Source organism: Limisphaerales bacterium (assembly GCA_014382585.1).
In the GTDB taxonomy this organism is placed as follows: domain Bacteria; phylum Verrucomicrobiota; class Verrucomicrobiia; order Limisphaerales; family UBA1100; genus JACNJL01.
Genome location: JACNJL010000050.1, coordinates 42,481 through 66,200, shown reverse-complemented (window position 1 = coordinate 66,200; position 23,720 = coordinate 42,481). Strand labels below are relative to the sequence as shown.

General features: G+C 56.6%; 17 protein-coding genes. 12 read left to right on the top strand and 5 right to left on the bottom strand.

Going from position 1 to position 23,720, the window contains the following annotated elements; genetic code table 11:
- Nucleotides 1-4 precede the first annotated feature (4 nt).
- The 6 genes from H8E27_11665 (at nucleotide 5) to H8E27_11640 (ending at nucleotide 8,090) form a co-directional block, all read left to right on the top strand.
- Complete coding sequence (locus H8E27_11665; GenBank protein ID MBC8326270.1) at nucleotides 5-1,999, top strand: sulfatase; 1,995 nt, start codon at nucleotides 5-7, stop codon at nucleotides 1,997-1,999.
- A gap of 125 nt (nucleotides 2,000-2,124) precedes the next feature.
- Nucleotides 2,125-3,009, top strand: a complete 885-nt coding sequence (locus H8E27_11660) for an isochorismatase family protein (GenBank protein MBC8326269.1) — start codon at nucleotides 2,125-2,127, stop codon at nucleotides 3,007-3,009.
- Between the two features lie 23 nt (nucleotides 3,010-3,032).
- Nucleotides 3,033-3,440, top strand: a complete 408-nt coding sequence (locus tag H8E27_11655) for a nuclear transport factor 2 family protein (protein MBC8326268.1) — start codon at nucleotides 3,033-3,035, stop codon at nucleotides 3,438-3,440.
- A gap of 21 nt (nucleotides 3,441-3,461) precedes the next feature.
- The gene (locus H8E27_11650; GenBank protein ID MBC8326267.1) at nucleotides 3,462-5,579 is read left to right on the top strand and encodes an arylsulfatase; all 2,118 of its coding nucleotides are present in this window, start codon (nucleotides 3,462-3,464) and stop codon (nucleotides 5,577-5,579) included.
- Nucleotides 5,576-7,081, top strand: coding sequence for a sulfatase (locus H8E27_11645; protein MBC8326266.1), 1,506 nt, complete (start codon nucleotides 5,576-5,578; stop codon nucleotides 7,079-7,081). Before H8E27_11650 ends, H8E27_11645 begins: the two co-directional genes overlap by 4 nt.
- Nucleotides 7,082-7,187: 106 nt before the next feature.
- On the top strand, nucleotides 7,188-8,090 hold the full coding sequence (locus H8E27_11640; protein MBC8326265.1) for a TIM barrel protein: 903 nt from the start codon (nucleotides 7,188-7,190) through the stop codon (nucleotides 8,088-8,090).
- A gap of 15 nt (nucleotides 8,091-8,105) precedes the next feature.
- Here H8E27_11640 and H8E27_11635 read toward each other — a convergent pair whose 3' ends face one another.
- Both H8E27_11635 and H8E27_11630 read right to left on the bottom strand, forming a co-directional pair.
- Nucleotides 8,106-9,518, bottom strand: a complete 1,413-nt coding sequence (locus tag H8E27_11635) for a DUF1552 domain-containing protein (GenBank protein ID MBC8326264.1) — start codon at nucleotides 9,516-9,518, stop codon at nucleotides 8,106-8,108.
- A complete protein-coding gene (locus H8E27_11630; GenBank protein ID MBC8326263.1) occupies nucleotides 9,515-12,094 on the bottom strand; it encodes a DUF1592 domain-containing protein in 2,580 nt (859 codons plus the stop codon). Before H8E27_11630 ends, H8E27_11635 begins: the two co-directional genes overlap by 4 nt.
- Nucleotides 12,095-12,246: 152 nt before the next feature.
- On the opposite strand from H8E27_11630, the gene H8E27_11625 reads away from it, so the two are divergent.
- Complete coding sequence (locus H8E27_11625; GenBank protein ID MBC8326262.1) at nucleotides 12,247-13,656, top strand: sulfatase; 1,410 nt, start codon at nucleotides 12,247-12,249, stop codon at nucleotides 13,654-13,656.
- On the opposite strand, the gene H8E27_11620 is transcribed toward H8E27_11625, so the two are convergent.
- Nucleotides 13,589-13,846: a hypothetical protein gene (locus H8E27_11620; protein MBC8326261.1), complete on the bottom strand. Its 258-nt coding sequence runs from the start codon at nucleotides 13,844-13,846 to the stop codon at nucleotides 13,589-13,591. The two genes, H8E27_11625 and H8E27_11620, sit on opposite strands and share 68 nt — an antisense overlap.
- Before the next feature lie 103 nt (nucleotides 13,847-13,949).
- On the opposite strand from H8E27_11620, the gene H8E27_11615 reads away from it, so the two are divergent.
- The 5 genes from H8E27_11615 (at nucleotide 13,950) to H8E27_11595 (ending at nucleotide 21,267) form a co-directional block, all read left to right on the top strand.
- On the top strand, nucleotides 13,950-15,539 hold the full coding sequence (locus tag H8E27_11615) for a sulfatase-like hydrolase/transferase (protein ID MBC8326260.1): 1,590 nt from the start codon (nucleotides 13,950-13,952) through the stop codon (nucleotides 15,537-15,539).
- Between the two features lie 3 nt (nucleotides 15,540-15,542).
- Nucleotides 15,543-16,094, top strand: a complete 552-nt coding sequence (locus tag H8E27_11610) for a DUF1801 domain-containing protein (protein MBC8326259.1) — start codon at nucleotides 15,543-15,545, stop codon at nucleotides 16,092-16,094.
- Nucleotides 16,094-18,328, top strand: coding sequence for a hypothetical protein (locus tag H8E27_11605; protein ID MBC8326258.1), 2,235 nt, complete (start codon nucleotides 16,094-16,096; stop codon nucleotides 18,326-18,328). The genes H8E27_11610 and H8E27_11605 overlap by 1 nt, the downstream gene beginning before the upstream one ends.
- Entirely contained in the window at nucleotides 18,312-19,811 is a 1,500-nt protein-coding gene (locus H8E27_11600; GenBank protein ID MBC8326257.1) for a hypothetical protein, read from the top strand. Before H8E27_11605 ends, H8E27_11600 begins: the two co-directional genes overlap by 17 nt.
- A gap of 310 nt (nucleotides 19,812-20,121) precedes the next feature.
- Entirely contained in the window at nucleotides 20,122-21,267 is a 1,146-nt protein-coding gene (locus tag H8E27_11595; protein ID MBC8326256.1) for an endonuclease/exonuclease/phosphatase family protein, read from the top strand.
- A 334-nt stretch (nucleotides 21,268-21,601) separates the two neighbouring features.
- Here H8E27_11595 and H8E27_11590 read toward each other — a convergent pair whose 3' ends face one another.
- Complete coding sequence (locus tag H8E27_11590; GenBank protein MBC8326255.1) at nucleotides 21,602-23,218, bottom strand: arylsulfatase; 1,617 nt, start codon at nucleotides 23,216-23,218, stop codon at nucleotides 21,602-21,604.
- A 355-nt stretch (nucleotides 23,219-23,573) separates the two neighbouring features.
- On the bottom strand, nucleotides 23,574-23,720 hold the full coding sequence (locus H8E27_11585) for a type II toxin-antitoxin system HicB family antitoxin (protein MBC8326254.1): 147 nt from the start codon (nucleotides 23,718-23,720) through the stop codon (nucleotides 23,574-23,576).

Below are 23,720 nucleotides of genomic sequence, written 5' to 3'. Positions count from 1 at the left end.
AAGTATGAAAAAATCAGTGCTATTTGTCGTGTTTATTCTAATCACTTTGCCGTTGGGAAACTTCACTTTCGGCGCGGAGAAAAAACGGAAGCCCAACATTGTATTTTTTCTCGTCGATGATCTGGGCTGGGCGGATGTGGGTTGCTACGGGAGTACATTTCACGAAACACCGAACATTGATCGGTTGGCCAAGGAAGGGATGCGGTTCGATAATGCCTACGCGACCTGTCATGTTTGTTCGCCGAGTCGAGCGAGTATTTTGACGGGGAAATATCCGGCCCGCACTGATTTAACGGAATGGCTTGGGGGACGCCCCGAGCGTGACTTTGAAATGCTTCACAGCGCCCAAAAACGGATATCACTGCCTGACGAAGAAATCACTTTGGCGGAGACATTGAAGCAACACGGATACGCCACGGCGAATTACGGGAAGGCTCATTTGAGCAAAGATCCCAAGACTTACGGGTTTGACGAAGCCATCACCGGTTGGGTGCGCTCCTATTACCATCCTTTCTCTCCGCAATATGATAAATCGCTTCCGGCGAAAAAAGGGGACTATTATACAGATAAACTTACCGACGCCGCTCTCGACTTCATAGAGCGCAACAAGGATCGGCCGTTCTTTGTCCATCTCGAGCACTTTGCGGTTCACGACCCGATCCAGGGGCGCAAGGATCTCGTTGAAAAATACCAAAAGAAACTCGCCAGCATGCCAAAGCGAAAAGGGCCCGAATATATTTTAGAACCCAATCCCGACGGCCCGGCTCTTTCCGTTGACGAGCTCAAGGCTCTCAAGAAAAATGACAACCTCAATCTTCATCAGGACAAGCGTGTCTGGTGGGTGAAGCAACAGCAGGACAACGTCGAGTTTGCCGGGATGCTGGAAGCCACCGATGAAAGCCTGGGCAGAATCCGGGCCAAGCTTAACGAACTCGGGTTGGCCGAAAACACCATCGTCATCTTCACGGGGGACAATGGGGGCATGTCTGCATCGAATCAGTATCGGGGAATTCACCACCCTAGAAAGCAGCTTGATCGTCGCTTCGCTTCATCGAATCTTCCCTTGCGCGGGGCCAAAGGCTGGAATTATGAAGGCGGTATCCGCGTCCCCTTGGTTGTTCACTGGCCTGGAGAAACCAAGGCCAACACCACCTCGCATGCGGTGGTTACTGGAACCGATTTTTACCCAACCCTGCTGGAAATGATGGGACTGCCCATCCTGCCCCGGCAGCATGTGGATGGAATGAGCTTCCTTCCTGCACTTAAAGGCAGGAAGTATGATCGCGGCGCTATCTATTGGCACTTTCCTCATTACAGTAACCACGGATACCAGAGCCCGGGAGGTGCGATCCGTTTGGGTAATCACAAGCTGCTGGAGTATTACGAACACGGATCTGTTCAGCTGTTCGATCTGGAAAATGACCTTGGCGAGCAGAACGATCTTTCCAAAGCGAAACCGGAGATTACAAAAAAACTTTTAAAAATGCTGCACGACTGGCGTCGCGAAGTGGACGCAAAAATGCCGCAGGAGAAAACCGCTGCTTCCCGGAGTAAGTTGAGTTCAACGGCAGCCATCTCCTCCACATTACCGGTCGATGTCGAAACCTTCGCACCCGGCTGGAAGGTTCGTGATTGGGGCGGGCCGATGATGAAACCCGGTTTGCGAACCGAATGGGATGGACGTAAGAACGTCCTGCTTACGCATCCGCTAAGACAAACAGTTCCTTGCGTGCTGTCTCGGAAGGTCGAGGTGCCTGCGGGAAAGAAAACCACCCTTGAGTTGGAGGTCACCAATCATCCGAAAGGCGACTGGAAGCTGGTGGTTTTAATCAGCGGACAGGAAGTCCTCACCAAAGACATCGAAGAAACGAAATGGCAACGATTTCAAATCGACCTTAGCAATTACGCCGGAAAAAAGGTGATCATCGAATTGGAGAACCGGGCGACGGGATGGGCTCATGAAGCGGCATACTGGAGCCGGATTAAAATCGTTCACTAGAAACGTTGAAGCGGAATGAAATCGGAAGTGGTGGAGTGCTCCAAGGAGCAACGAAGTTCTGGAAAGATTGGCGGGAACCCCTTATGATTTTTGGAAATTGAAAGATCGGCCATTCACTTAACTTTATGAGAACTTTTAAAATAACTATTCCGGCGAGCGTTCTGATCGCCCTGACAACTTCAATTTGGGCAGAGAACCTCAAGCTCAACTTGCGCTCCCTGAGTAAAAGTGGAGCCGATGCCAAGGTGAAAATAGAACGGGTGACTTGGAAGCCGGAAAAAACCGCCATTATCGTCTGCGACATGTGGGACGATCATTGGTGCAAGTCAGCTTCGCGCCGTGTCGGTGAGATGGCGCCGGCATTGAACACCGTGCTCAAAGCCGCTCGCGCTCAGGGCATCTTCGTCATCCATGCGCCGAGCAGCGTGGTCGATTTCTATAAGAACACACCCCAACGCGAGCTCGCACGGAATGCTCCGTTTACAAAAGCCCCGGTCAAGCTTTCAACTGCCTTGCGTTGGGGGACAACCTGGTGTTGGACGGATCCAAAATATGAAGGTGTCCTGCCAATTGATGACTCCGACATGGGTTGCAGTTGCCAGGGGCAGAAGTGCGAGATTCGCGAAGCATGGAAACGCCAGAACAAACTGATCGTTATGGTCAAGGGTGATGCTGTAACAGACAGCGGCCAAGAGACCTACAACTTGCTCGCAGAACGGAAGATTGACAATGTCATTTTATGTGGCGTGCACCTCAATATGTGCGTGCTCGGTCGCCCGTTTGCGATCCGCCAGATGGTCAAGCTCGGCAAAAACGTGGCCCTGATGCGAGACATGACCGATACGATGTACAACCCGGAAAGACCACCGGGTGTCGACCATTTCACGGGGACCGATCTGGTAATTGAGCATGTTGAGAAATTCTGGTGCCCGTCATTCACCAGTACGGACATTACCGGCCAGGGAGCCTTCCGCTTCAAAGAGGACAAGCGCAAGAAATACCGAAAGTGATGTGTCAATTTCTGACGCAGTACATGGCCGGTCTCAAGGCGCACGATGTGGAGATAATCGGAGCATCACTGGCCGAGGAAGTTCGGTTTGTCACTCCGGCGAAGACGATGGATAAACCCATGATTCTGGAATTCCTAGCCGCACTCTATCGTGGATTTCCTGATTGGAATTATGATCATGACGAACCTGAACCGCTTGAGGATCGTTCTTTTGCTGTACTCTGGCGGCAAGGCGGTACCCACACAGGCACGCTGTCTTTTCCTGACTTTGATGCCGTGGAGGCTACTGGTAAATCCGTGAGGATTCCGCCGCATCATTTTTTTTACCGCGTGAGTGAAGCTGGCCTGACTGAAATTCGTCCCGATCCCATTCCCGGGGGAGCCCCCCGCGGTATTTTTGAACAGATCGGCGTGGAGTTGCCACCGGTTTAACTTTCGGGCAGGCTGTTGCCCGTGATCCGTTTTTTTTTGATTCTCTGTCTGGTTGCGTTGTCCGTTCGTGCAGCTGATAAGCCCAATATCATTTTCTTCATGGCTGATGATATGGGGATGGGCGATACCAGCGCCTTTCAGGATTTTACGGGCAACGCCGATAACGTGCAGTTGCACACGCCGCAGATGGAACGGTTGGCGCGGATGGGTGTGCGGTTTACTGATGCTCATACGCCCTCCTCACGCTGTACGCCCACTCGTTATGGGCTGCTTACGGGTCGTTATCCATGGCGCAGCCGGATGAAATGGTGGGTCCTTTTCGGGGCTCAAGGAGATCCTATGATTGAAGCGGGCAGGCCAACCCTCGCAACAATGTTACGTGATTCAGGATACGGCACCGGCATGGTAGGGAAATGGCATGTGGGTCTGCGTTACCGCCAACGTAACGGGAAGCCAGCAGCGGGTTGGCAGGATGCGGATCTTAGCCAGCCTTTACATACGACGCCTCTGGATCATGGGTTTGATTTTGCGCGGTTTACCTCCCGTTCTCACGGGACTTCAGGCCCTGATGCGGCACACAGGAACCGAGCCAAGCGTAATAACCCAAATCAAGCGGTGGGCCCCGGCCATATTCATGGGCGCGTTGCGATTGGGGCGACCAAGAATGGAAAGCAATTGGTGGCCGGCGGGCCCAAGGCTTACATTTTAAAGAAGCTGGGTAGTCGCCATTCAGATCATGCACTGGAGTTTTTGAATGGCCATATTCAAGAGAAGGGAACGAGAATGCGGCCTTTCTTTTTATATTACCCCGCTAATTCCAACCATACCCCTTATACACCCGATGATAAAATCGGGGGCAAACCGGTGGCGGGTGCAGCCCGTACCAAAAGCGGGGCACCCATGGATGCACGGCATGATTACCTTTATGAAAATGACGTGGCTTTGGGGCGACTAATCGACTGGTTGAAGGCAACACCCGATCCAAGACAGCCAGAGAGCCGGTTGATTGAAAATACCTTGGTCATTTTTACCAGTGATAACGGGGCGGAAAAAAACAGCAACATTGCCACCGGCCCCTTTCGCAGTAACAAGGGGAGTTGTTATGAGGGAGGGCACCGGGTGCCTTTCATCGCTGCTTGGCCAGCAGGTCGGGTTGGGGATGGTAAAGCTTCAACTCCCGGAAAAATAAATCGTTCGGTGATTGGGTTGACCGATATGTATGCCACGTTCGCTGAGATAATAGATAGTCAGCTCCCTGACCTAGCCAAGGGTGCGAAGGGTGCTGAAGATAGTGTGAGCGTTTTGGAGTCGATGCGGAGTGGTGCTGAGTTTAAGAGCCGCCCGCCGTTATTCTTTAATGATCACAAGGAAGCCAAGGAAGACCCGGCTGTCGTCGCCATGCGATTGGATTCACCGGAGGTGGATGGCAAAACATTCACCGGACAATGGAAGATCTTCTTCAATGCTAAACTGCTTCGCGAGGGCAAGGCTGAACCCTACGAACTCTTCAATCTTGCCGACGATCAATGGGAGAAGATAAACCGGATCGATGACACCGACCTGAAACCTTTAGTCGCACATCTCGGGCAACAGGCGCTTCTCTATCGCAGCGTCGGTGGCAATCGTCTGATCGATGCCGGCACAGAAAAACGCGTCACGTTCGATTGGCGCAAAGAAGACAAGGGAAACCGGCTCGATGACTTGTTCAAACCCGCTAAATCGAACCGTCTCGTTATGAAATCGAAGTGGTTAAGCATCACCGTGATCGGCAAAGGCGAGCAGGGTGTCACCATCAGTCCCAACTTTCGCGGACTTGGATTAAGTGGCGGAAAGTTTGAACAGGTGGATGGCGGGGAATCTCTCCACATTCAATTTGATAAGGATGTCATTGTCGAATCAGTGGCGATTGTGGCGGGCAAGGGTGTGTGTGGTGGATTCTACCAAATGGGTAAGGCGGCACCGTTGGCTATCTATTGTGTGGACGCCGATAATGACGCGAAGACTCAAGAGGGGGTCATTAGTGATCTGGGGGTGCTGCGTGCCGGTCAAACCTTGAAATTGGATAGCAGTCCGCATTACGGAGTGGAGACGGCGGGTCAGTGGCGTTTGGGTGCCATCTCAGTACGGATTTTAAAATGATAAGATTGATCCAAATCAAAACTTTTTTTCCTCTCCTTTTTCTTTCGGGGTTCCTCCACGCTGAAAAACCGAATGTGCTCTTGATACTAGTCGATGATTTGAAGCCGGCTATGGGTTGCTATGAGGACAAGCATGCGATTACCCCGGCCATGGATGCTTTGGCGAAGCGCGGGATGCGGTTTGATTTGGCCTACTGCAATCAGGCGGTGTGTGCTCCCTCACGCTTTACGTTGATGTTGGGTTCGCACTCCACCTCCACGGGCCTTTATGGACTGGGGAGCCAGTTGCGTCGGGTTTTACCCAATGCGGTGACCATGCCGCAGTATTTTGCAATGCACGGTTACCGCACTGAATCGTTGGGCAAGGTGTTTCATATTGGTCATGGTAATCTCGGTGATCCCAAGTCCTTCAGCATCCCTCATTTTCATGACAAGGTAATTGAGTATCTTGATCCTGAGAGTACCGATGGCGGCAAGCTCACCCGTGAGGAGGCTCTCTTCACCAATCAGAAGCTTGGAAGCATTCGTTCATTGCCGCGGGGCGCGGCATTTGAAGCTCCGGTGGCAAAAGATGATGATTATGCCGATGGCCGCGTGGCAACTGAAACGATTGCTCGGTTGCAGGCTGCCAAGGCGCGGTGTGAGAAGAGTGGCATCCCCTTCTTTATTACTGCCGGTTTCGTGCGCCCGCATCTGCCGTTTTCCGCGCCAAAAAAATACTGGGACATGTTTGATCCGGCCAAGTTGCCCATGCCCAAGATTAAAACTTTTCCTAAGGACGCTCCACCGGTGGCATTGAAAAAAGCGGGTGAAATCTCTGCCTACAAACCGGTGCCGGTCAATGGACAGGTAGATGAGGCACTTACACGTGAACTCATTCATGGATATTATGCGAGTACAGCCTATGTGGATGTGCAGATTGGTAGAGTAACAGCAGCACTTAAACAATTGGGATTGGAGGATAACACCATTGTCGTTCTTTGGGGGGACCACGGCTGGCACCTGGGTGACTTAAGTATTTGGACTAAGCATACGAACTATGAGCAGGCCAACCGCATTCCCATTCTGATTGTGGCACCGGGCGTGGCCAAGGCGGGCAGCGTTACCCGGCAACTGGCTGAGACGGTGGATATTTACCCGACGGTTGCTGAACTAGCCGGTTTGCCTTCGCCCAAGGGTCCACAGTCCATTGATGGAAAAAGTCTCGTGCCGGTATTGAAAAACTCTAAAGCACGGGTGCGGGACCATGCCTTTCATGCTTACCCGCGCCGGCGGTTAGGGCGCGCGATTCGTACTGAACGCTACCGGTTGGTGGAATGGCGCAACCCCGGCGAGCCGGTCAATAAAGCAGAATATGAGTTATACGATTACTCCACGGGAAGCGTAGAAACAGTGAACCTGGCCAAGCAGAAACCGGCGTTGGTGAGGCAATTAGCGGCCACACTGGCTAAATATCCAGAGCCGGTGTCACGCGACGGGCGCAAACCAAAAAAGAATAAGTAAAAATCCTCCTCGGCACATTCCTCGACAGGTTTGCAAGGGTCTCCATAAGCGTTAAAAAACCCAACAGAGCTTCCTTTTTTCCGGTCGGTGCGTCATGGTTTCGCGCATGCAATCACTCTCTCGACGGACCTTTATTCGTAATACCGCACTGGCTGCGCCGGTAATTTCATTCGCACCCACACTTTTGGCCAAGGACAAGAATGATCCGAACCGTTTTCAAATTGGTATTCAGGAATATACGTTCCACCGCTGGATTGGGGCCGGGAAACTCGACCACTTGGACTATCCCGCGTTGGCCAAGGAGAAGTTGGGCATCACTTATATTGAGTACTGGAACCGACCTTTTAACGGGAAGCATACTAATCAATCATACATGAAGGAGTTGGTTAAGCGGACCACGGGTGAGGGTATGAAAAATGTCCTCATTTTGGTCGATGCCAAGAACCAGCTTGATTCGCGGGATGCCAAGGCACGGACCCGCGCGATTGATGAACACAAGGGCTGGGTGGATTGCGCTGCGCAACTTGGCTGTGATGCGATTCGTGTTAATTGCCGATCGGGAGGTGATCGCGATGAGAATCTTGATCAAGCCGCCAAGGGGTTGGGTGCTTTGTGTGATTATGCCAAAGGCACCCAAGTGAAGATTGTGATCGAGCCCCATGGCGGCAATTCACAGGATCCGGATTGGCTTCTGGCTGCGATGAAAAAGATCAACCGTCCCAATGCGGGTCTGTTGCCTGACTTCAACAACTTTGGCCGGTACAACCGTTACGAAGGCGTTACCAAAAGCCTCCCCTTTGCTCCGGCCGTGTGCGCCAAGGCATTGAAGTTCGATGCCAAAGGCAATGAAACCAATACTGACTACTATCGGATGCTGAAGATCATTTATGAGTCCGACTACTCCGGTGTCATCTCGATCGAGTTCGAAGGCGGCGGCGTGGATCCCATCCAGGGCGCGCTCAAAACCAAAGCGCTGATCCAAAAAGCCCTCAAGGCTGCGGCAGCCTAATCGGATCTAAGCGATCTAAACCCGAATTCCATCGACGGATTTACCCTGACGGTTGGCCGGGCCAAGCCGCGTCTTCGCGCCCATCGCGCCGAGCATCGTGTTGTAAACGTCAATGCCTTCGGCTTTCACGTCCATGATTTGGCCGGTCTTGAAGCGGTCGTTGGCGCCGGTGATGGCGTGGAAAATTCCCGATAGCTCGCGCTTCACATCGTTGTGGCGGCCATCGCCCGATTCGGTTGAAATCGTGATCATAGAGTTTTCCAAAATGCTGCGGCCGTTTGATTCCTTCGTGCTGTCGAGCCGTTTCAAAAAATACGCCACCTCATTCATCTTCAAATGTGCGTGGGCGCGGAGCTGCTCGTTCTTTTTCGTTTCGTTGAACTTGTGCCACCACTCGTGGCTGCAACCGGCCGAGCCACCGCGCCGATGCATTTTTGAATCATCAAATGTGAAGCGCGAACGGCCATTGAATTTATAATTGCCCGTGAGGCGAATGCGTTCGCCCGCGGCGAGGAAGGTGATTGAGCCAAACCGCGCGCGATCCATTTCAATCGCCAACGCATAAAGATCGGCGAGCAACCGCCATTCGGTGGTGAGTTCCTCCAGCGTAATATCGATGCCTTCGCCGCCCGGATCGGCCGGCCCACCGTGGGGCACGCGCGAGCGCGGCGGCAATCCGGGGTTACCTTTTTGATGCTGCATCGCAAAGGCGCGTTGCTCGAATTCCCGAATGCGATCGAGATGATCCTTCACGCGCGATTTGGAAGCCGCGCCCAACGGTGAGTTGGGGCCGCTGTAAAAACGATATTGATCCACCACCGAATCGAGCACACTGCGCTTGAGCCGTTGCGCGCGGGCATCGGCATTGTTGGTGCCGCCGAATGTGCCAAACACGCGGTCAAATAAATCGCGTGGTTTTTCCTGCATCCGCGCCGCCACCGTGCCATCGAGATTATAACTGTGATGATAGCGCCCCACGCGACTGCGCCGGAAAAACGTGCCGCCCACCAGCGTGGGAACCATCCCGGTCGGCAACCCTTTGGGATGATGCGCGTGCCGCACCACTTGATCAATTGAAGGCCCGCCCGCCTTGGCCTCGCCGCCCGCGGGTTGGGCGGTAAACGATCCGGTTGCCCCATCAAAATGCGCATTGATCCCGCGCACATCGCAGCGCACGTGATCCACGTTGCGCAGGATGAGCAACTTTTTGCTGAGCGATTGCAACGGCTCGAACACATCCGCAAACCCCTCGGCCTGCAAGGGCGCCGGAATCCCCAGTCCAAAAAAAACATTAAACGCCCGCACCGGCACCGCCGCCTTCGCCGCGCCCAATGCATTGCTTGCGATCATTTCTTCGATCAACGGCAAGCCAATGCCCACCGTGCCAAGGCCCTTTAACATGTGTCGGCGATTGATTTTGGTTGTCATTTGCTGTGCTCAGTTTGTGTGGTTCGCATCAAGTCGCTCATTGCGATGGCGGTGATGAGGGCGGGGTAAGTGCCGCCTTGTTTTTGGGCGGCGAGGTGAATTTTGTCAACGGTGTGTGCATCGCGCGCGCCGAGGGGGCGGCCGAGGGCGAACTGGGTAAGTTTCCACGTGAGGCTATGGCGGACGCGATCGCTGGCGGCAAGTTGATTCATGAGTTCGGCGGAGGTTTTGTAGGCGATGGATTTCGCAGCGCTGGGGAAAAGGATTTGGCCGTCTTCGCGCAGGCGGTTGCCGTGCGGATCTTTTTCAAAAAACGCGCCGAGGCCATCGTATTTTTCCAGGCCAAAGGCGAGTGGTTCAAATTTACTGTGGCAGCCGCCGCATTTTTTGTTGGCGATGCGTTGCGCGGCGATGGCGCGTTGGGTGAGGCCGGGTTTGGTGGGCACCGGGGTGGTGTCCACGCAGGGTGGCGGATCTTTCACCACGCCGCGCAGCAGATCGTGCATCACGAAGAGGCCGCGCGTGACCATCGAGGCCCCATCGCCGCCCACCGTGAGCACGCTGCCTTGCGTGAGCAACCCCCCGCGCGCGGGGATGTCGGCGAGGTCGTAGCGGGTGAGATTGTTTCCGGCGGCAATGTTCGGCATCCGATAATGCCGCGCCAATGCGGGCGTGAGAAAGCTGACCTGCGCATTGAGCAAATCGGCGAGCGGACGATTTTGTTTCCAAGCCACTTCCGTAAAAAACGCAATCGTCTCCGTTCGCATATCGGCGGCCAACGCGGGGGTCCAGTTGGGGAAACGTTTTTTGTCGGGGCGAAGGTTGGCGAGGTGATCGAGGTTGAGCCATTCGCTCACGAACTGCACCGAACGATCCACCGCGCGCGGATCCTTTAACATCCGCCGCACGTGCGCCTGCAGTTTTGCGGCATTGGCCAGCTCGCCCTTTTCGGCAGAGGCGTATAGCGCGGCATCGGGCGGCGCGCCCCAAATGAGATAGCTCAAACGCGAGGCCATTTCATAGCCATCCAACGGCCCGTCAGTTTTTTGATTCTCGATGCGATAAATAAAGCGCGGCGATTGCAGCATCGCTTCAATCACCAATCCGATGGCTTCATCAAACCCGCCGCCATTGGCCACCACGGTGGTGGTGATGCCGCGGTACACGACAATCTCACGGTCGTTCAACGGCCCGCGCAGCAGCCATTTGCCCATCGCCTCCACCAGCGGACGCATCACTTTATCGGTCATATCACGACTGCGCGAAAAGCGCGCGGCAAATTTTTTGGGATCAATGCGTTTTGTAATCATCGCGGCCAATTGCGCGTACGCGTTGATGTGCTTGAGGCCGACGTTGAGATTATAGGAGGTGTTTGAAAACCCATCGGCGCGCACGTCCGGCGGCAACAGGTGGCGCGCATCCGTGCTGATGTCCACCCCCGTCGCGGCGCGCACGGTGGCGATGTACTCGGGCACGGTGAGTCGGCGAATCCAATTCGCGTGCGATGACTCACCGTGCGTGTACACGGCGGGATCAATGCGCGCGAGCGACCACTGCGCGCCGCCGTCGATCCATTGCTTTAGCGCGGCTTTTTCCTCGGTCGAAAGCGGCGGGCGTTTCTTCGGCATTTCATTTTCCGAAACCACTTCCCAAATCAAGCTCGCGGTCGATTTGCCCGGCACAATGGTTTCGCTATCGGCAAAGGCGGTTGCTCTTTGCGTGAGATCCAGCTTGCCCTTGCGTGTGGCGGGGTCGTGGCATTCTAGGCAATGCTTGGCGAACAGCGGCGCGATTTTAGTTTCGAATAACTCGATGCTTTCGGCTTTTGCAATGGCGGCGCGATCCACTTTGCCTTGCGGGCCGGCTTGGAAATTTTGCGTCACTTCCGTCGACGAAAGACTGCGGTCATAAATCGCCACCAGATGAAACGTCCCCCGCCACGGCCGTTCATTGCTCAGTTCATTGCCCAGCGCGAGGGTGTAGCCGTTGTTCCAGTTGGCGAAATTGCCGGCGATGGTTTGATCGGCGCGGCGTTTGCCATCGAGAAAAATGGTGGTGCGCCCCGCTCGGTCGCGCGTAAACACCACGTGCGTGAGTCGCGCGGCAAGACTGCGCGCGGGCGTGGCGGTGGAGGGGATGCCGTTGTTACTCGAACGGCTTGTGCGCAGCCGCACGTCGAAGAGATTTTTTTCCTGGCCGAGCGTGAAGTTGCGTTCGGAGGTGTCGCGCGAAAGGGTGATTATTCGTGCCGGGCCATCCTGCGTTGTGTTGGCCGGTTGCAGCCACGCTTCAATCGTGATTTCGCCCGACCGCTTCAAGGCGTTGATGAGCCGTGCGGGCGGTTGCGCCGAGCGAATCACCGTGCCCTTGCTAATCTCCAGAGAGCCTTTCGCACGCTGCACATTTTGCAGAGCGGCAATTTGCAAATCAACGGCCGGCTTCACACCTGAACGATCCCGCACCACCGCGCCTTGCGCCGATCCAAAATCATAAAACACCACCAACCCCGAAGCCACCCGCGCCGCGCTCGCTGAGATCACCACCCCAAAGCAAGCAATATAAAACACCAATCGCATTCCAGAATTTGGACTCATCATCTCGCAACCCCGTTCAGCGAACAAAACTGCCACGCCCCGCCAAGACAAGGAAGCGTTTTCAGCGGGACAAGAGCGGGGTGGGGCGGTACGTTTAGCCCGTGAAACGTCTTTTCTTTTTTGCCTTGGCTGTGATGGCTTTGGCAGGGCCTGCGGTGGCGGCACCGAAATATAATGTGCTGTTTATCATTTCTGATGACCTCACGTCCACGGCGCTGTCGTGCTACGGCAATACGGTTTGCCAAACGCCGAATATTGATGCGATTGCCGCCCGCGGCACACGCTTTACGCGGGCGTATTGTCAGGGAACGTACTGCGGGCCGTCGCGGGCTTCGTTGATGTCCGGATATTATCCGCACGCCACCGGAGTGTTGGGCTACAAGAATCCGCGCCCGCAGATTGGGGAACGGGCCACGTGGTCGCAGCATTTCAAAAACCAAGGCTACCACGCCGCGCGCGTGAGCAAGATTTTTCACATGGGCGTGCCCGGCGGCATCGAGGGCGGCGGGCACGGCGCGGATGACGCGGCAAGCTGGACCGAGCGCTTCAATAGCCCCGGTCCGGAATGGAAAGCGCCCGGCAATGGCGAGACGCTCGAGGGCAATCCCGATGGCAAACGCCCCGTGGTGGGCGGCAACACGTTTGTGGTGGTGGAGGCGGAAGGCAATGACCTCGTGCACTCCGACGGCAAAACCGCTGACAAGGCCGTGGAGTTGATCGGCAAATATGCCGGCCAGGACAAGCCGTTTTTCCTCGGCGTGGGTTTCGTGCGACCGCACGTGCCGTTTGTGGCGCCGGCAAAATATTACAAACCCTTTTTACCGTATTCAAAAATGAAGCTGCCGGAAAAGCTGAAAAGTGATTGGGACGACATCCCGAAGGCGGGCATCAATTACAAAACCAGTGTGAATATGAAAATGGATATTCGCCGCCAGAAAAAAGCCGTGGGCGGCTACTACGCTTCGGTGGCGTTTATGGATGCCCAGGTGGGCAAGGTGATGGCCGCGCTGAAACGATCCGGCGAGGCCGATCGCACCATCGTCATCTTCACTAGCGACCACGGCTACCATCTCGGCGAGCACGATTTTTGGGCCAAGGTGAGTCTGCTCGATGAGTCCTCGCAAGTGCCGCTCATCATCAGCGTGCCCGGCCAAAAACCCGCCGTGTGCAAATCGTTTGTCGAGTTACTTGATCTCTACCCTACCTTATCCAGCCTATGCGGCTTGCCGGCTCAGGCGCGTTTGCAGGGCAAAGACATTTCAACTATGCTGCAGGATCCCAAACACGAGGTGCGCAATACCGCCTTCTCCGTGGCCCCAATGCGACAAGGTTTTCTGCTGCGTGATGAAAACTGGGCGTACATTCAATATGGCGAAAATGCAGAGCGTGGCATCGAGCTGTTCGATATGAAAACCGACCCAAACCAATTCACCAACCTCGCCAACAAACCGGCCCATCAAAAAACCGTTTCCCAATTCAAAACCCGCCTCGCCGCCAAACTAAAAGCCCTTCGCGACAACGATTTGAAGCGCCCAACACCGTGAGTTGCCAAGCCCCGCGGTTGATGCCGACTTTCTCCGGCGTGTCCGACAGCCAAAAATGGTTTGTCTCCAACGGTTCAAACCGCGCGTGCCGATAAAAGATGGCCATGAACTCCCCGCGCTGGCCGCCTTCGCGCCCGATGCCGATCAACAGGGCGAAACCCAACATCGCGCGGGCAACATTAGTTGTCATAGGGTTAAGTGTCCGGTCGCACGGAGTATTCTTCAAGCGGGAAACATCGGACTCTTGCCGGTTGAGGTTTGACCTCCATTCGCGACTGCCCAATGCTTCCCTCATGACACGTTGGTTTCTCGTATGGTTGCTGGGCGTCACCGGATTGTTGAGCGCGGCGCCGCCGAACATTATCGTGTTCATGGTCGATGATTACGACAAATACGAAACGAGCGTGTACGGTGGCAAGGTGCTCACGCCACATCTCGACCGGCTGGCCCGGGAGGGGATCACTTTTGAAAACGCGCACGTGACCTCGACCGTGTGCACGCCGTCACGATACACATTCCTGACCGGCCGCAATGCGGGGTCAGCCTACTCGGCGGAATTTTTGGAGCTGTTCCCCAAGGGCCAACAAAGCCTGCCGGGCTTCAACGTAGAGCTGGAACCGGACAACCAAAACGTGGCGGCGCTGCTGACTCAGGCGGGGTACGCGACGGGCATGGTGGGGAAGTTTCATGTAGGGCCGTCGCTCAGTGATGCGGAGTTTCGGCGGAAATACGGCTTGCACGAGATTGAGAAAAACGTGCCCTTCACGCCGGAACTCAATCGTAAAAAATTTGAAAATGAGAAAGGGTACCGGAAGGCCGTGAAGGATTTCGGATTCACGTGGGCCAAGAATATTTATTGGGACAATATCAAGGCGCCTTTCCAAAATCATAATCCCGAATGGACGGCGGCGGCGGCGATTGAGTTTATCGAGCGCCACCGCGAGGGACCATTCTATTTGCATTACTGCACCACGCTGCTGCACGGGCCGAATGGTTCCTGGCACAAATCGCTGGATAAGCCGAGGGTCACCGGCGAAGGCATCATCGACGCGGATTTAAACGTGATGCCGCCGCGAGAGTCGGTCATGAAACGAATCGAGAAAGCCGGGTTGACCTCCAATCAAGCGGGATACCTGTGGATGGATGATTCGCTCGGGGTGATTCTCAATAAGCTGGATCAATTGAAACTGGCGCGTAACACGATCGTGTTGTTCGTGGCCGATCATGGCTCCGCCAACAAAGGATCGTTGTACAAGGCCAAGGGCACGGAGGTGCCGTGCATCATGCGCTGGCCAGCCGGCATGAAGGCGGGCGTGCGCAGTGAGGAGTTGATTCAAAATACCGATTTTGTGCCTACATGGTTTGAGCTGGCTGGCGTGAATAAGCCGGCCGCCTACCGGATGGATGGCGTGAGTTTGGCCCCGCTCTTTCAGGCGCCGCACCAACCGGTGCGCGATTATGTGTACGCCGAGATTGGCGCCGCGCGTTCCATCAAAACGAAAACGCACAGTTACATTGCTCTGCGATATACGCAGGAACAGGTGGCCGGCGCGCAGGAGCAGCATCGGCGAACCGTGAAGGCGTTGACCGGCTTGAGCGGCGGCGTCTCGCGTTCCATCGCTACGCATCCACACGCATACACCGGCGATCAGTTATACGATTTGAAACGGGATCCGGATGCGCAGAAAAATCTCGCTGCCAATAAACGCCATGCCGAGACGTTGATGCAAATGAAGCGACAGCTTGCGGCAGAACTCAAAAAATTCCCCGCCCGCCCCTACGGTGAATTTGTGCCAGGCGGCAATGCTCTGAACGGTGGCGGATACGAAAAGGTGTTTGAAACCCTCCGCCGGGCGGCGGCCGACAAGAAACCCAAACAATAAATCATGCAAAGCAAAGCCAAGACCGTGAAGCAATATTTCGCCGAGTTGCCGCCCGATCGGCGGAAGGCGATGAGTGCCCTGCGGGCTGTCATCAACAAAAACCTCCCCAAGGGCTTCAAGGAAGGCATGCAATGGGGCATGCCCGCGTGGTACGTGCCGTTGTCTGCGTACCCGGATGGCTACCATTGCCAGCCCGACGAACCGCTTCCCTTTGCCGCCATCGCTTCGCAGAAGCAGCACATGGCCTTCTACGGCATTGGATTGTATATGGATCCCGAACAGGCGGCATGGTTTGTCAAAGCGTGGGAGGCGACCGGCAAGAAACTGAACATGGGCAAGTCCTGCGTGCGGTTCAAAAAAATCGAGGACGTGGCGCTGGAGGTGGTGGGCGAAGCAGTGCGCCGCATCTCCATGAAAGATTACATCGCCGGCTACGAGGCATCGCTGGCGCAAAATAAGTCCGGCAAAAAAGTCGGCGCCAAACGCTCCGCCGCCCGAAAGAAGGTGGCCGCCAAGAAAAAAGCAGTGAAGAAAACGGCGGCCAAGAAAAAGTGATGCGTTGGAGTTGGGCCATCTTTTGCTTTGTCGGGGCAACCCTCTGGGCACAGCCCGTGGTGCCGGGGCTGTTGCATGAACGGCATGGGTTGGATGCAGCCGGGCAGGGGCGGGTGTTGATCGAGGAGCTACGCTGCGCCTGGTGCCATGCGGGGCCGGTGCAGCGCAAGTTGGGGCCGGATTTGTCGGGGGTAGGCGCGCGGGTGGATGCGGGTTATCTGCGGCGGTTTTTGTTGAACCCACACCAGGAAGATCCGGGCACGCAAATGCCGGATGTGCTGGCGGCGGTGCCGGCCGATGAACGCGAGGCCACCGCGGATGTGTTGACGCATTATTTGACGAGCTTATCCGCCGAAAAATTTTCGCGGGCCAATGTAGACGGCTCGATGGTGGGTGCAGGCAAAAAACTGTTCCAACGTGTGGGCTGCGTTACCTGTCACTCGCCCGGTCAAGGGGTGGGGCTGAAGCATGTGCCGGCCAAGTACGGGCTGGATTCGTTGTCGGCGTTTCTATTTCAGCCGCATCACGCACGGCCGGCGGGGCGCATGCCGGATATGAATCTCACGCGCGACGAGGCGCGCTCCATCGCGGCTTTTTTATTGGGGGCGAAGGAATTAAAGGTCACCGAGCTACCGCCCAATCCAGCCAAGGTGGCGGCGGGCAAGGCGGTATTTCGCAGCCTGAACTGCACCTCGTGCCACAAGTTGCCGAACCAAAAGTCGCAATTGAAATTACCGATGGCCAAGCTCAGAGCGGGCCGGGGATGTCTGGCGGAACAGCCGGATGGAGTGCCGGATTTTCATTTGTCGGCCTTCCAACGGGATGCCATGGGCAAGGCGCTGACGGGAATTCAAAAGCCGTTGCCGGATCGACTGCAGGTCCAGCATACGATGACGGCTTTCAACTGCATTGCCTGTCACACGCGCGATGGTGCAGGCGGCGTGAGCAATGCGATGTTTCAGCACTTCGGCACGGACGAGGAGGGGCTGGGCAATCCCGGCCGTATTCCGCCGACGCTGGACGGCGTGGGTGCCAAGCTGCGGCCGGAATGGCTACGCAAGGTGTTGTTCGATGGCGCAGCGGTGCGGCCGTACATGCACACGCGCATGCCGCAATTCGGCGAGGCCAACCTGCGGCATTTGCCGGGGTTGTTCGAGAAAGTGGATTCGTTGCCGGTGGTGGAATTGCCGGAACCCAAGCGCGAGGATCGGCGCCGGGTTCGCGAGGCCGGCCATTTATTGGTGGGCGATCAGGGATTGAATTGCGTGGCCTGCCACAACTTCAATGGCAAACCGTCGCCGGGATTGAAGGGGGTGGATTTGCTAAATTCCTTTGAGCGGCTGCAGCCAAGTTGGTTTGCGCACTTCATGCGGAACCCGCAAAAATTTCGGCCGGGCATTGTGATGCCGAATTTCTGGCCCGATGGCAAGGCGGTGCGGGCGGATGTGTTGGAGGGCCAAACGGAGGCGCAACTGCAGGCGTTGTGGCATTACTTTTCGCTGGGCCGGTCGGCGCGCGATCCCTCGGGCATTCGCTCGGTGGGCACGGATTTGGTGGTGAGCGATCGCACGCGCGTGTATCGCGGCCGCAGTCGGGTGGCGGGTTATCGCGGGATTGCGGTGGGTTTCCCGGGCGGCATGAATTACGCCTTCAACGCGCAGAACGGCACGCTCAGCGCGCTGTGGCAGGGTGAGTTTGTGAGCGTGTTCTGGGGCGGACAAGGCGCGGGAAATTTCAATCCGAAGGGGCGCGCGATCGAGCTGGCGCAGGACGTGACGTTTTATCGCTTGGCCAAGGCCGATGCGCCGTGGCCGTTGCGGCCGCAGATGACCAAGGAGAATCCGGTGAACCCCGATCCGCTCTACCCGCGCAATCGGGGTTATCGGTTTGGCGGCTATCAACTGGATGCCGATGGGGTGCCGACTTTCCTGTATCGCACGGGAACGGTGAGCGTGGCGGATCGCTCGCAGGCGGTGGTGTCCGATCGGCTGAATGGTTTGGTGCGTACGCTGCAACTGGAAACGCCCAAGGCGGAAACGGTTTATGTGCGGGTGTTGACCGGCAAGGTGCAACGGTTGGCGCCGCGGCAATATGGCACGGAGTCACTAAAAGTGTGGCTGCCGGAAACCGAAGTCCTCCTTCGCGGCGCCGGTGAGACGAAGGAGTTGTTGATGAAATTAAATCTGCCCAAAGGCAAATCGGAATGGGGAATACGGTATGAGTTGTTGCGTTAACTGGTTGGGACTCGTGCTGGCCTCGGCGATCGCTTCAAGCGCAGTTGCCGAGGAGGTGGGCGCGCGTTGGGGGACGGAGCAGCGGGAGCGGGAATATTATCGGGTCGTGAGTGTGCCGATTCCGAAAGGGCAGGTGATTGAAGCGGGGTCGTTTGAGTTGCTACCGGATAACCGCATGGCGATCGGCACGCGGCGCGGGGAGATTTATCTGATGAGCGGGGTGGATGACGCCAAGCCGCGGCCGCGCTTCGAGAAATTTGCCGAAGGACTGGATGAAATCTTCGGGCTGGCGCATCGCAAAGGCGAGAAGGATGCGTTGTACGTGACGCATAGCGCGGAGCTGACACGGGTGCGCGATACGAACGGCGACGGCCGCGCGGATCGGTTTGAGACGGTGTCCGACGCGTGGGGATATCGTAATTATCACGAGTACGCTTTTGGCTCGAAGTTCGATGCGCAGGGCAATCTCTACGTGGCGTTGGGGTTGTCCAGTTCGTACCACTCGCGTGCGCTCTTCCGCGGGTGGGCCCTGAAGATTACCCCGGAAGGCAAGAGCATCCCGATCGCCAGCGGCCTGCGCAGTCCGGGCGGCATTGGCCCGAACGAACATGGCGCGTTGTTTTATATAGAGAGTCAGGGACCGTGGAATTCCTCGTGCAGCCTGAAATTTCTCAAGCCCGGCGGGTTCATGGGGCACCCAGTGAGTTTCAACTGGTACCCGTACGCCCCGGGCCTTCCGCGGCCGGTTGCGCCGAAGAGCGGCACGCGCATTGTCACGGAAAAGGAAAAGGTAAAGGAACTCGTGCCGTATGCGGTGGTGTTTCCCTACATCCGCATGGGGCGCTCGATCACCGGGTACGTAGTCGATCAAACAGGCGGCAAGTTTGGGCCGTTTGAAAATCAAATCTTTCTCGGCGACTACACGCAATCGATCCTTATGCGCGCGACCACCGAGCAGATCAACGGCGTGTGGCAGGGCGCGTGTTATCCGTTTCGCGAAGGGCTTTCCACCGGCATCCTGAATGTGCAATTCACCCGGCAGGGCCGCCTGTTGGCCGGCGGCACGAATCGCGGTTGGCCGGTGCGCGGCATCAAGCCTTTCGCGCTGGAGCGACTGGATTGGACCGGCAAAATGCCCTTCGAGATCAAGCGCATCCACATTACGCCCGATGGATTCAAAATCCTATTTACCAAACCGGTCGAGACCAAGACGGGCAACGATCCGAAGAGCTACAAGGTCAGCACTTTCACGCACATTTACCACGGCGGCTACGGTGGGCCGGAGGTGGATCAGACTACGCCGGAAATAAAAAGTGCCAAACTCGCGCCTGACGGTTTGAGTGCGCAGATTGTTTTAAGTGAACTCAAGCGCGGCCACGTGCATGAGTTTGATCTGGGCGCCCTGCGCGGGCGCGGACAGGCGCAGGAACCGCTGCTGCACCGCCACGCCTATTACACCGTCAATGAAATCCCCAAGAAATAAAATGCGCCTCGGCTGCTGCCTTCTCATTTTCGCCCAGATTGTGCTGGGGGCGGAATGGACGTCCGTGAGCCAGTGGCCCGCGCCGGAGGCGCATCAGGCGGCCGCAGCGGATCAGCGGTTCTTCTACGCCATCACCAGTCGCGCGGTAGCGAAGTATGACCGAGCGTCGGGCAAGCGGGTGGCGGTGAGCACAGGCGCGGCGCGGCATTTGAACAGTGGGTTTTTCTGGAAAGGCCGATTGTTGTGCGCGCATTCTAATTATCCCTTCAAGCCCGAGCGCAGCGAGATCATGGCGCTCGATGTCGACACCATGAAGTTGTCGATTTTCAAGGCGTTTGGCAATGTCGGCGGCTCGCTGGTGTGGGTGCTGCGCAAGGACGATCATTGGTGGTGCAACTTTGCCCACTACGGCGCGAGCAACGCCAAGACGTTTCTCGCCAAGTACGATGATCAATGGCGCGAGGTGGCGCGCTGGACATATCCCAATAAGGTCATTTCCCAACTGGGCCGCTACAGTTTGTCCGGCGGCATCTGGCTTGGGAATGAATTATGGGTGACAGGGCATGATGATCCGGTGGCCTTTCGTTTGGCGGTGCCCAAGAAGGGCGGCGAGCTTCAGTACCTCGGCCAACAGGCCGTGCCGTTTACCGGGCAGGGATTTTCCAATGATCCGGTGACCGGCGGGTTAATTGGCATCCATCGCGCCAAGCGGCAGGTGGTGTTTGCCGAGCGCAAGGCGACGCCGGTGCGGTTGCGGGTGTTGTGCTATAACATCCATCATGCGGCGGGCGTGGACGGCAAGCTGGATGTGCCGCGTATTGCGCGCGTGATCCAATCGGTGAAGCCGGACTTGGTGACGTTGCAGGAGGTGGATCGCAACACGACGCGCACGGGCAAGGTGGATCAGGCGGCCGAACTGGCGCGGCTCACCCGAATGCATCACGTCTTCGGCGCCAACATCGCGTTTCAGGGCGGCCAATACGGCAATGCCATCCTGTCGCGATTCCCGATCGGCGAGCATCGGAATCATCTGTTGCCCAACGTGGATGATGGCGAGCAGCGCGGGGTGTTGGCGGCGACGGTTCAAGTGTCCAAGGGCCGGAGCCTTCGGTTGTTGGCGACGCACTTCGATCATCGCCGACCCGATGCGGAGCGGTTGGCTTCCGCAAAATTCGTCAATCAATTGGCGGCGAAACGATCGGAGATGCCGGCAATCTTTGCGGGGGATTTAAATGATGACCCCGAGAGTCGGGCCTTACAGGAAATCGGCCGGGTCTGGGCCCGGACCAATGCGCGCATGATGCCGACGATCCCGGTGGGCAAACCGGCGCGGCAGATCGATTATATTTTCGTACGACCGAAAGCACGCTGGACACTGGTGGAAACACGCGTGCTGGACGAAGCCGTGGCGTCCGATCACCGGGCCATCTTCGCGATTGTTGAATTGCGCGAGTAGGCAAATTGCGCGTGAACGTCGCGTAGCAGAGAATCGCAAGTAGCACAATCGACACGGGAGCGTCGCGTAGCGACAGCACACCTTTAGCCGTGGGTTTCAACCCACGGAATAGGTTGCGGCATGATTGGTTGGGCGTCGCGTCAGCGACCGCTCAACCTTGTGCCGGCGAACCCTTGAGCGGTCGCTGACGCGACGCGGGGCTTGTTCGCGCGAACACCGTGGGTTGAAACCCACGGCTAATTTTGAGTGGTCGCTACGCGACACTCTTGGGTTTGGTAAGGCCGGTTTGTAAAAATATCCGTGAACGTTTCGGATTTGTCCGAACTCACCGCTTCTATTTCTTCGGCTTCTTATTCTTGATGACGCTTACCTCGTCCCATGGTTTGGCCCCGACGCGGTGGGCCCAGGCTTCGTAGAGTCGCTTTAGCTCGGCGGCTTTTTGCGGCATGGATTGGGTGAGATCGTGGAGTTCGCTGCGGTCCTTGCGCATGTTGTAAAGCTCCCACGGGGTGTTGTGTTGGGCGACGAGTTTGTAATCGCCCTGACGCACGGCGCGGTTGCCTTCGTGTTCCCAAAAGAGCGTGCGGGCTTGAGGACTGTCCCTGGTAAACACCGGCAGCAAGGTTTGGCCTTCCATGCCCTTGGTGGATAGACCGGCGGCGTTGAGGCAGGTGGGGGCGATGTCGATGATGTGGCCGGGGGCATGGCGCAATTTATTGCGGTCCTTCAAGCCGTCGGGCCAATGGACGATGAGCGGGGTGGCGACGCCGCCTTCGTGGGTGTAACGCTTGTACATGCGGAACGGGGCGTTGCTAAGGTTGGCCCAGCCGCGGCCGGAGCTGGAGGTCCAGCCGCCGAGGCGGCCCCATTCGGGATAATTGTCCACGCGGGTCTCGGGATTCCGACCGTTTTTGGCGAAGAGCCCGCGCCAATCATGCACGCCCGTGCCGGGCACGCCGTTGTCCACCATGAACAGAAACAGGGTGTTGTCCAGCCGGCCGGCGGCGCGAAGCTTCTCAACGACGCGGCCAATGTTTTGATCCATGCGATCGATGATCGCGGAATAGAGCGCCATCTTCAGGTCGAGCTCATCGCGTAGCTTGGCGTCGTAGGTTTCCCACTTGGGCACGTCAGCCGGCGAGAGAGCCCAGCTCTTGTCAATGAGCCCGAGCTTCACCATGCGTTCGTAGCGTTGTTGGCGGAGCTTGTCCCAGCCGGTGTCGCGAAAGCGGCCGCGATATTTTTTGGTGTCCTCCTCGCGCGCGTGCAGTGGGAAATGCGGCGCGTTGTGGGCGATGTACAGGAAGATCGGTTGGTCGCTGTGCTGCTTAAACGCCTCGTCCATGAAATGCAGTGCGTAATCGGTGAAGACATCGGTGGTGTACCATTCCTGATCGGGATGCAGATGGTTCACGGGCGTCTCCGTGCCGGGCAGCACGATTTTGTCATCGAGAAACACCGGGCAATGCTTGAGCACGGTGAAGTAGGAATCGATGAAGTTGCGCGTGCCATAAAAGCGATCAAACCCGCGCGCGATAGGCGATTGCTTGGGCTCCGTGCCGAGATGCCATTTGCCGGTCATCATCGTGCGATAGCCGCCTTGGCGCAGCCGCTCGGCGAGTGTGGGTACATGGGGCAGAATGGTGCCGCTGTAGCTGGGCAGGCCGCGGTCGCGCGTCATGTGGCCCATGCCGGCCTGATGCGGGTACACGCCGGTGAGCAACGCCGCCCGCGACGGACAGCATCGGCCGGTGTTATAAAACTGCGAGAACCGCAGGCCGTTGGCCGCGAGCTTGTCCAGCACGGGCGTTTCAATCTCGCCGCCGTAACACCCGAAATCCGAATACCCGGCGTCATCCGCCATGATCACGACAATATCCGGCTGCCGCCGCTCGTCGCCGAGGCCGGTGAGGTGAACGAGTATGACCGCAATAGTGAAAAAAAGTTTCATAGAGAAATTCGAGTAAAATGGTCTCAACCCACGCGAGCCGGAAACTAATCCGCCCAACGAAAAGGCGCAAAGCTTTTGACTGTAATTACTCAACTCACGACGAATGCCACGCAGTGGCAAAGCAATTTCAGCCCCGGGTTTTAACCCGGGGAAAAGCCACGAACCGAGGTTGCGCCCTGTAAGGGCGCTGGAGGATGCGTAAATTTTCTGCGCCCTTACAGGGCGCTCTCAATTTTGGCGATTGGAAACCCCCATGCTGAAGCAAGGGGCTACAGTTACCCAGCCACTGCGTGGCTTTATATCGGAGTGTGGTTATGGTGAAAATGTGAATACGGTGTAATCAGCACTAAATCCATTAGCCCTCGATATACAACTCCACCGCTTCCTTGAGATTCGCAATCGCTGCCTCGCGCGTGTCGCCGAAGCTGGAGACGTCCACGTTCAGGCATTGCGCCACGAAAAACTCCTCCTCGCGATAAACCACATAGGACATCGATTTCAT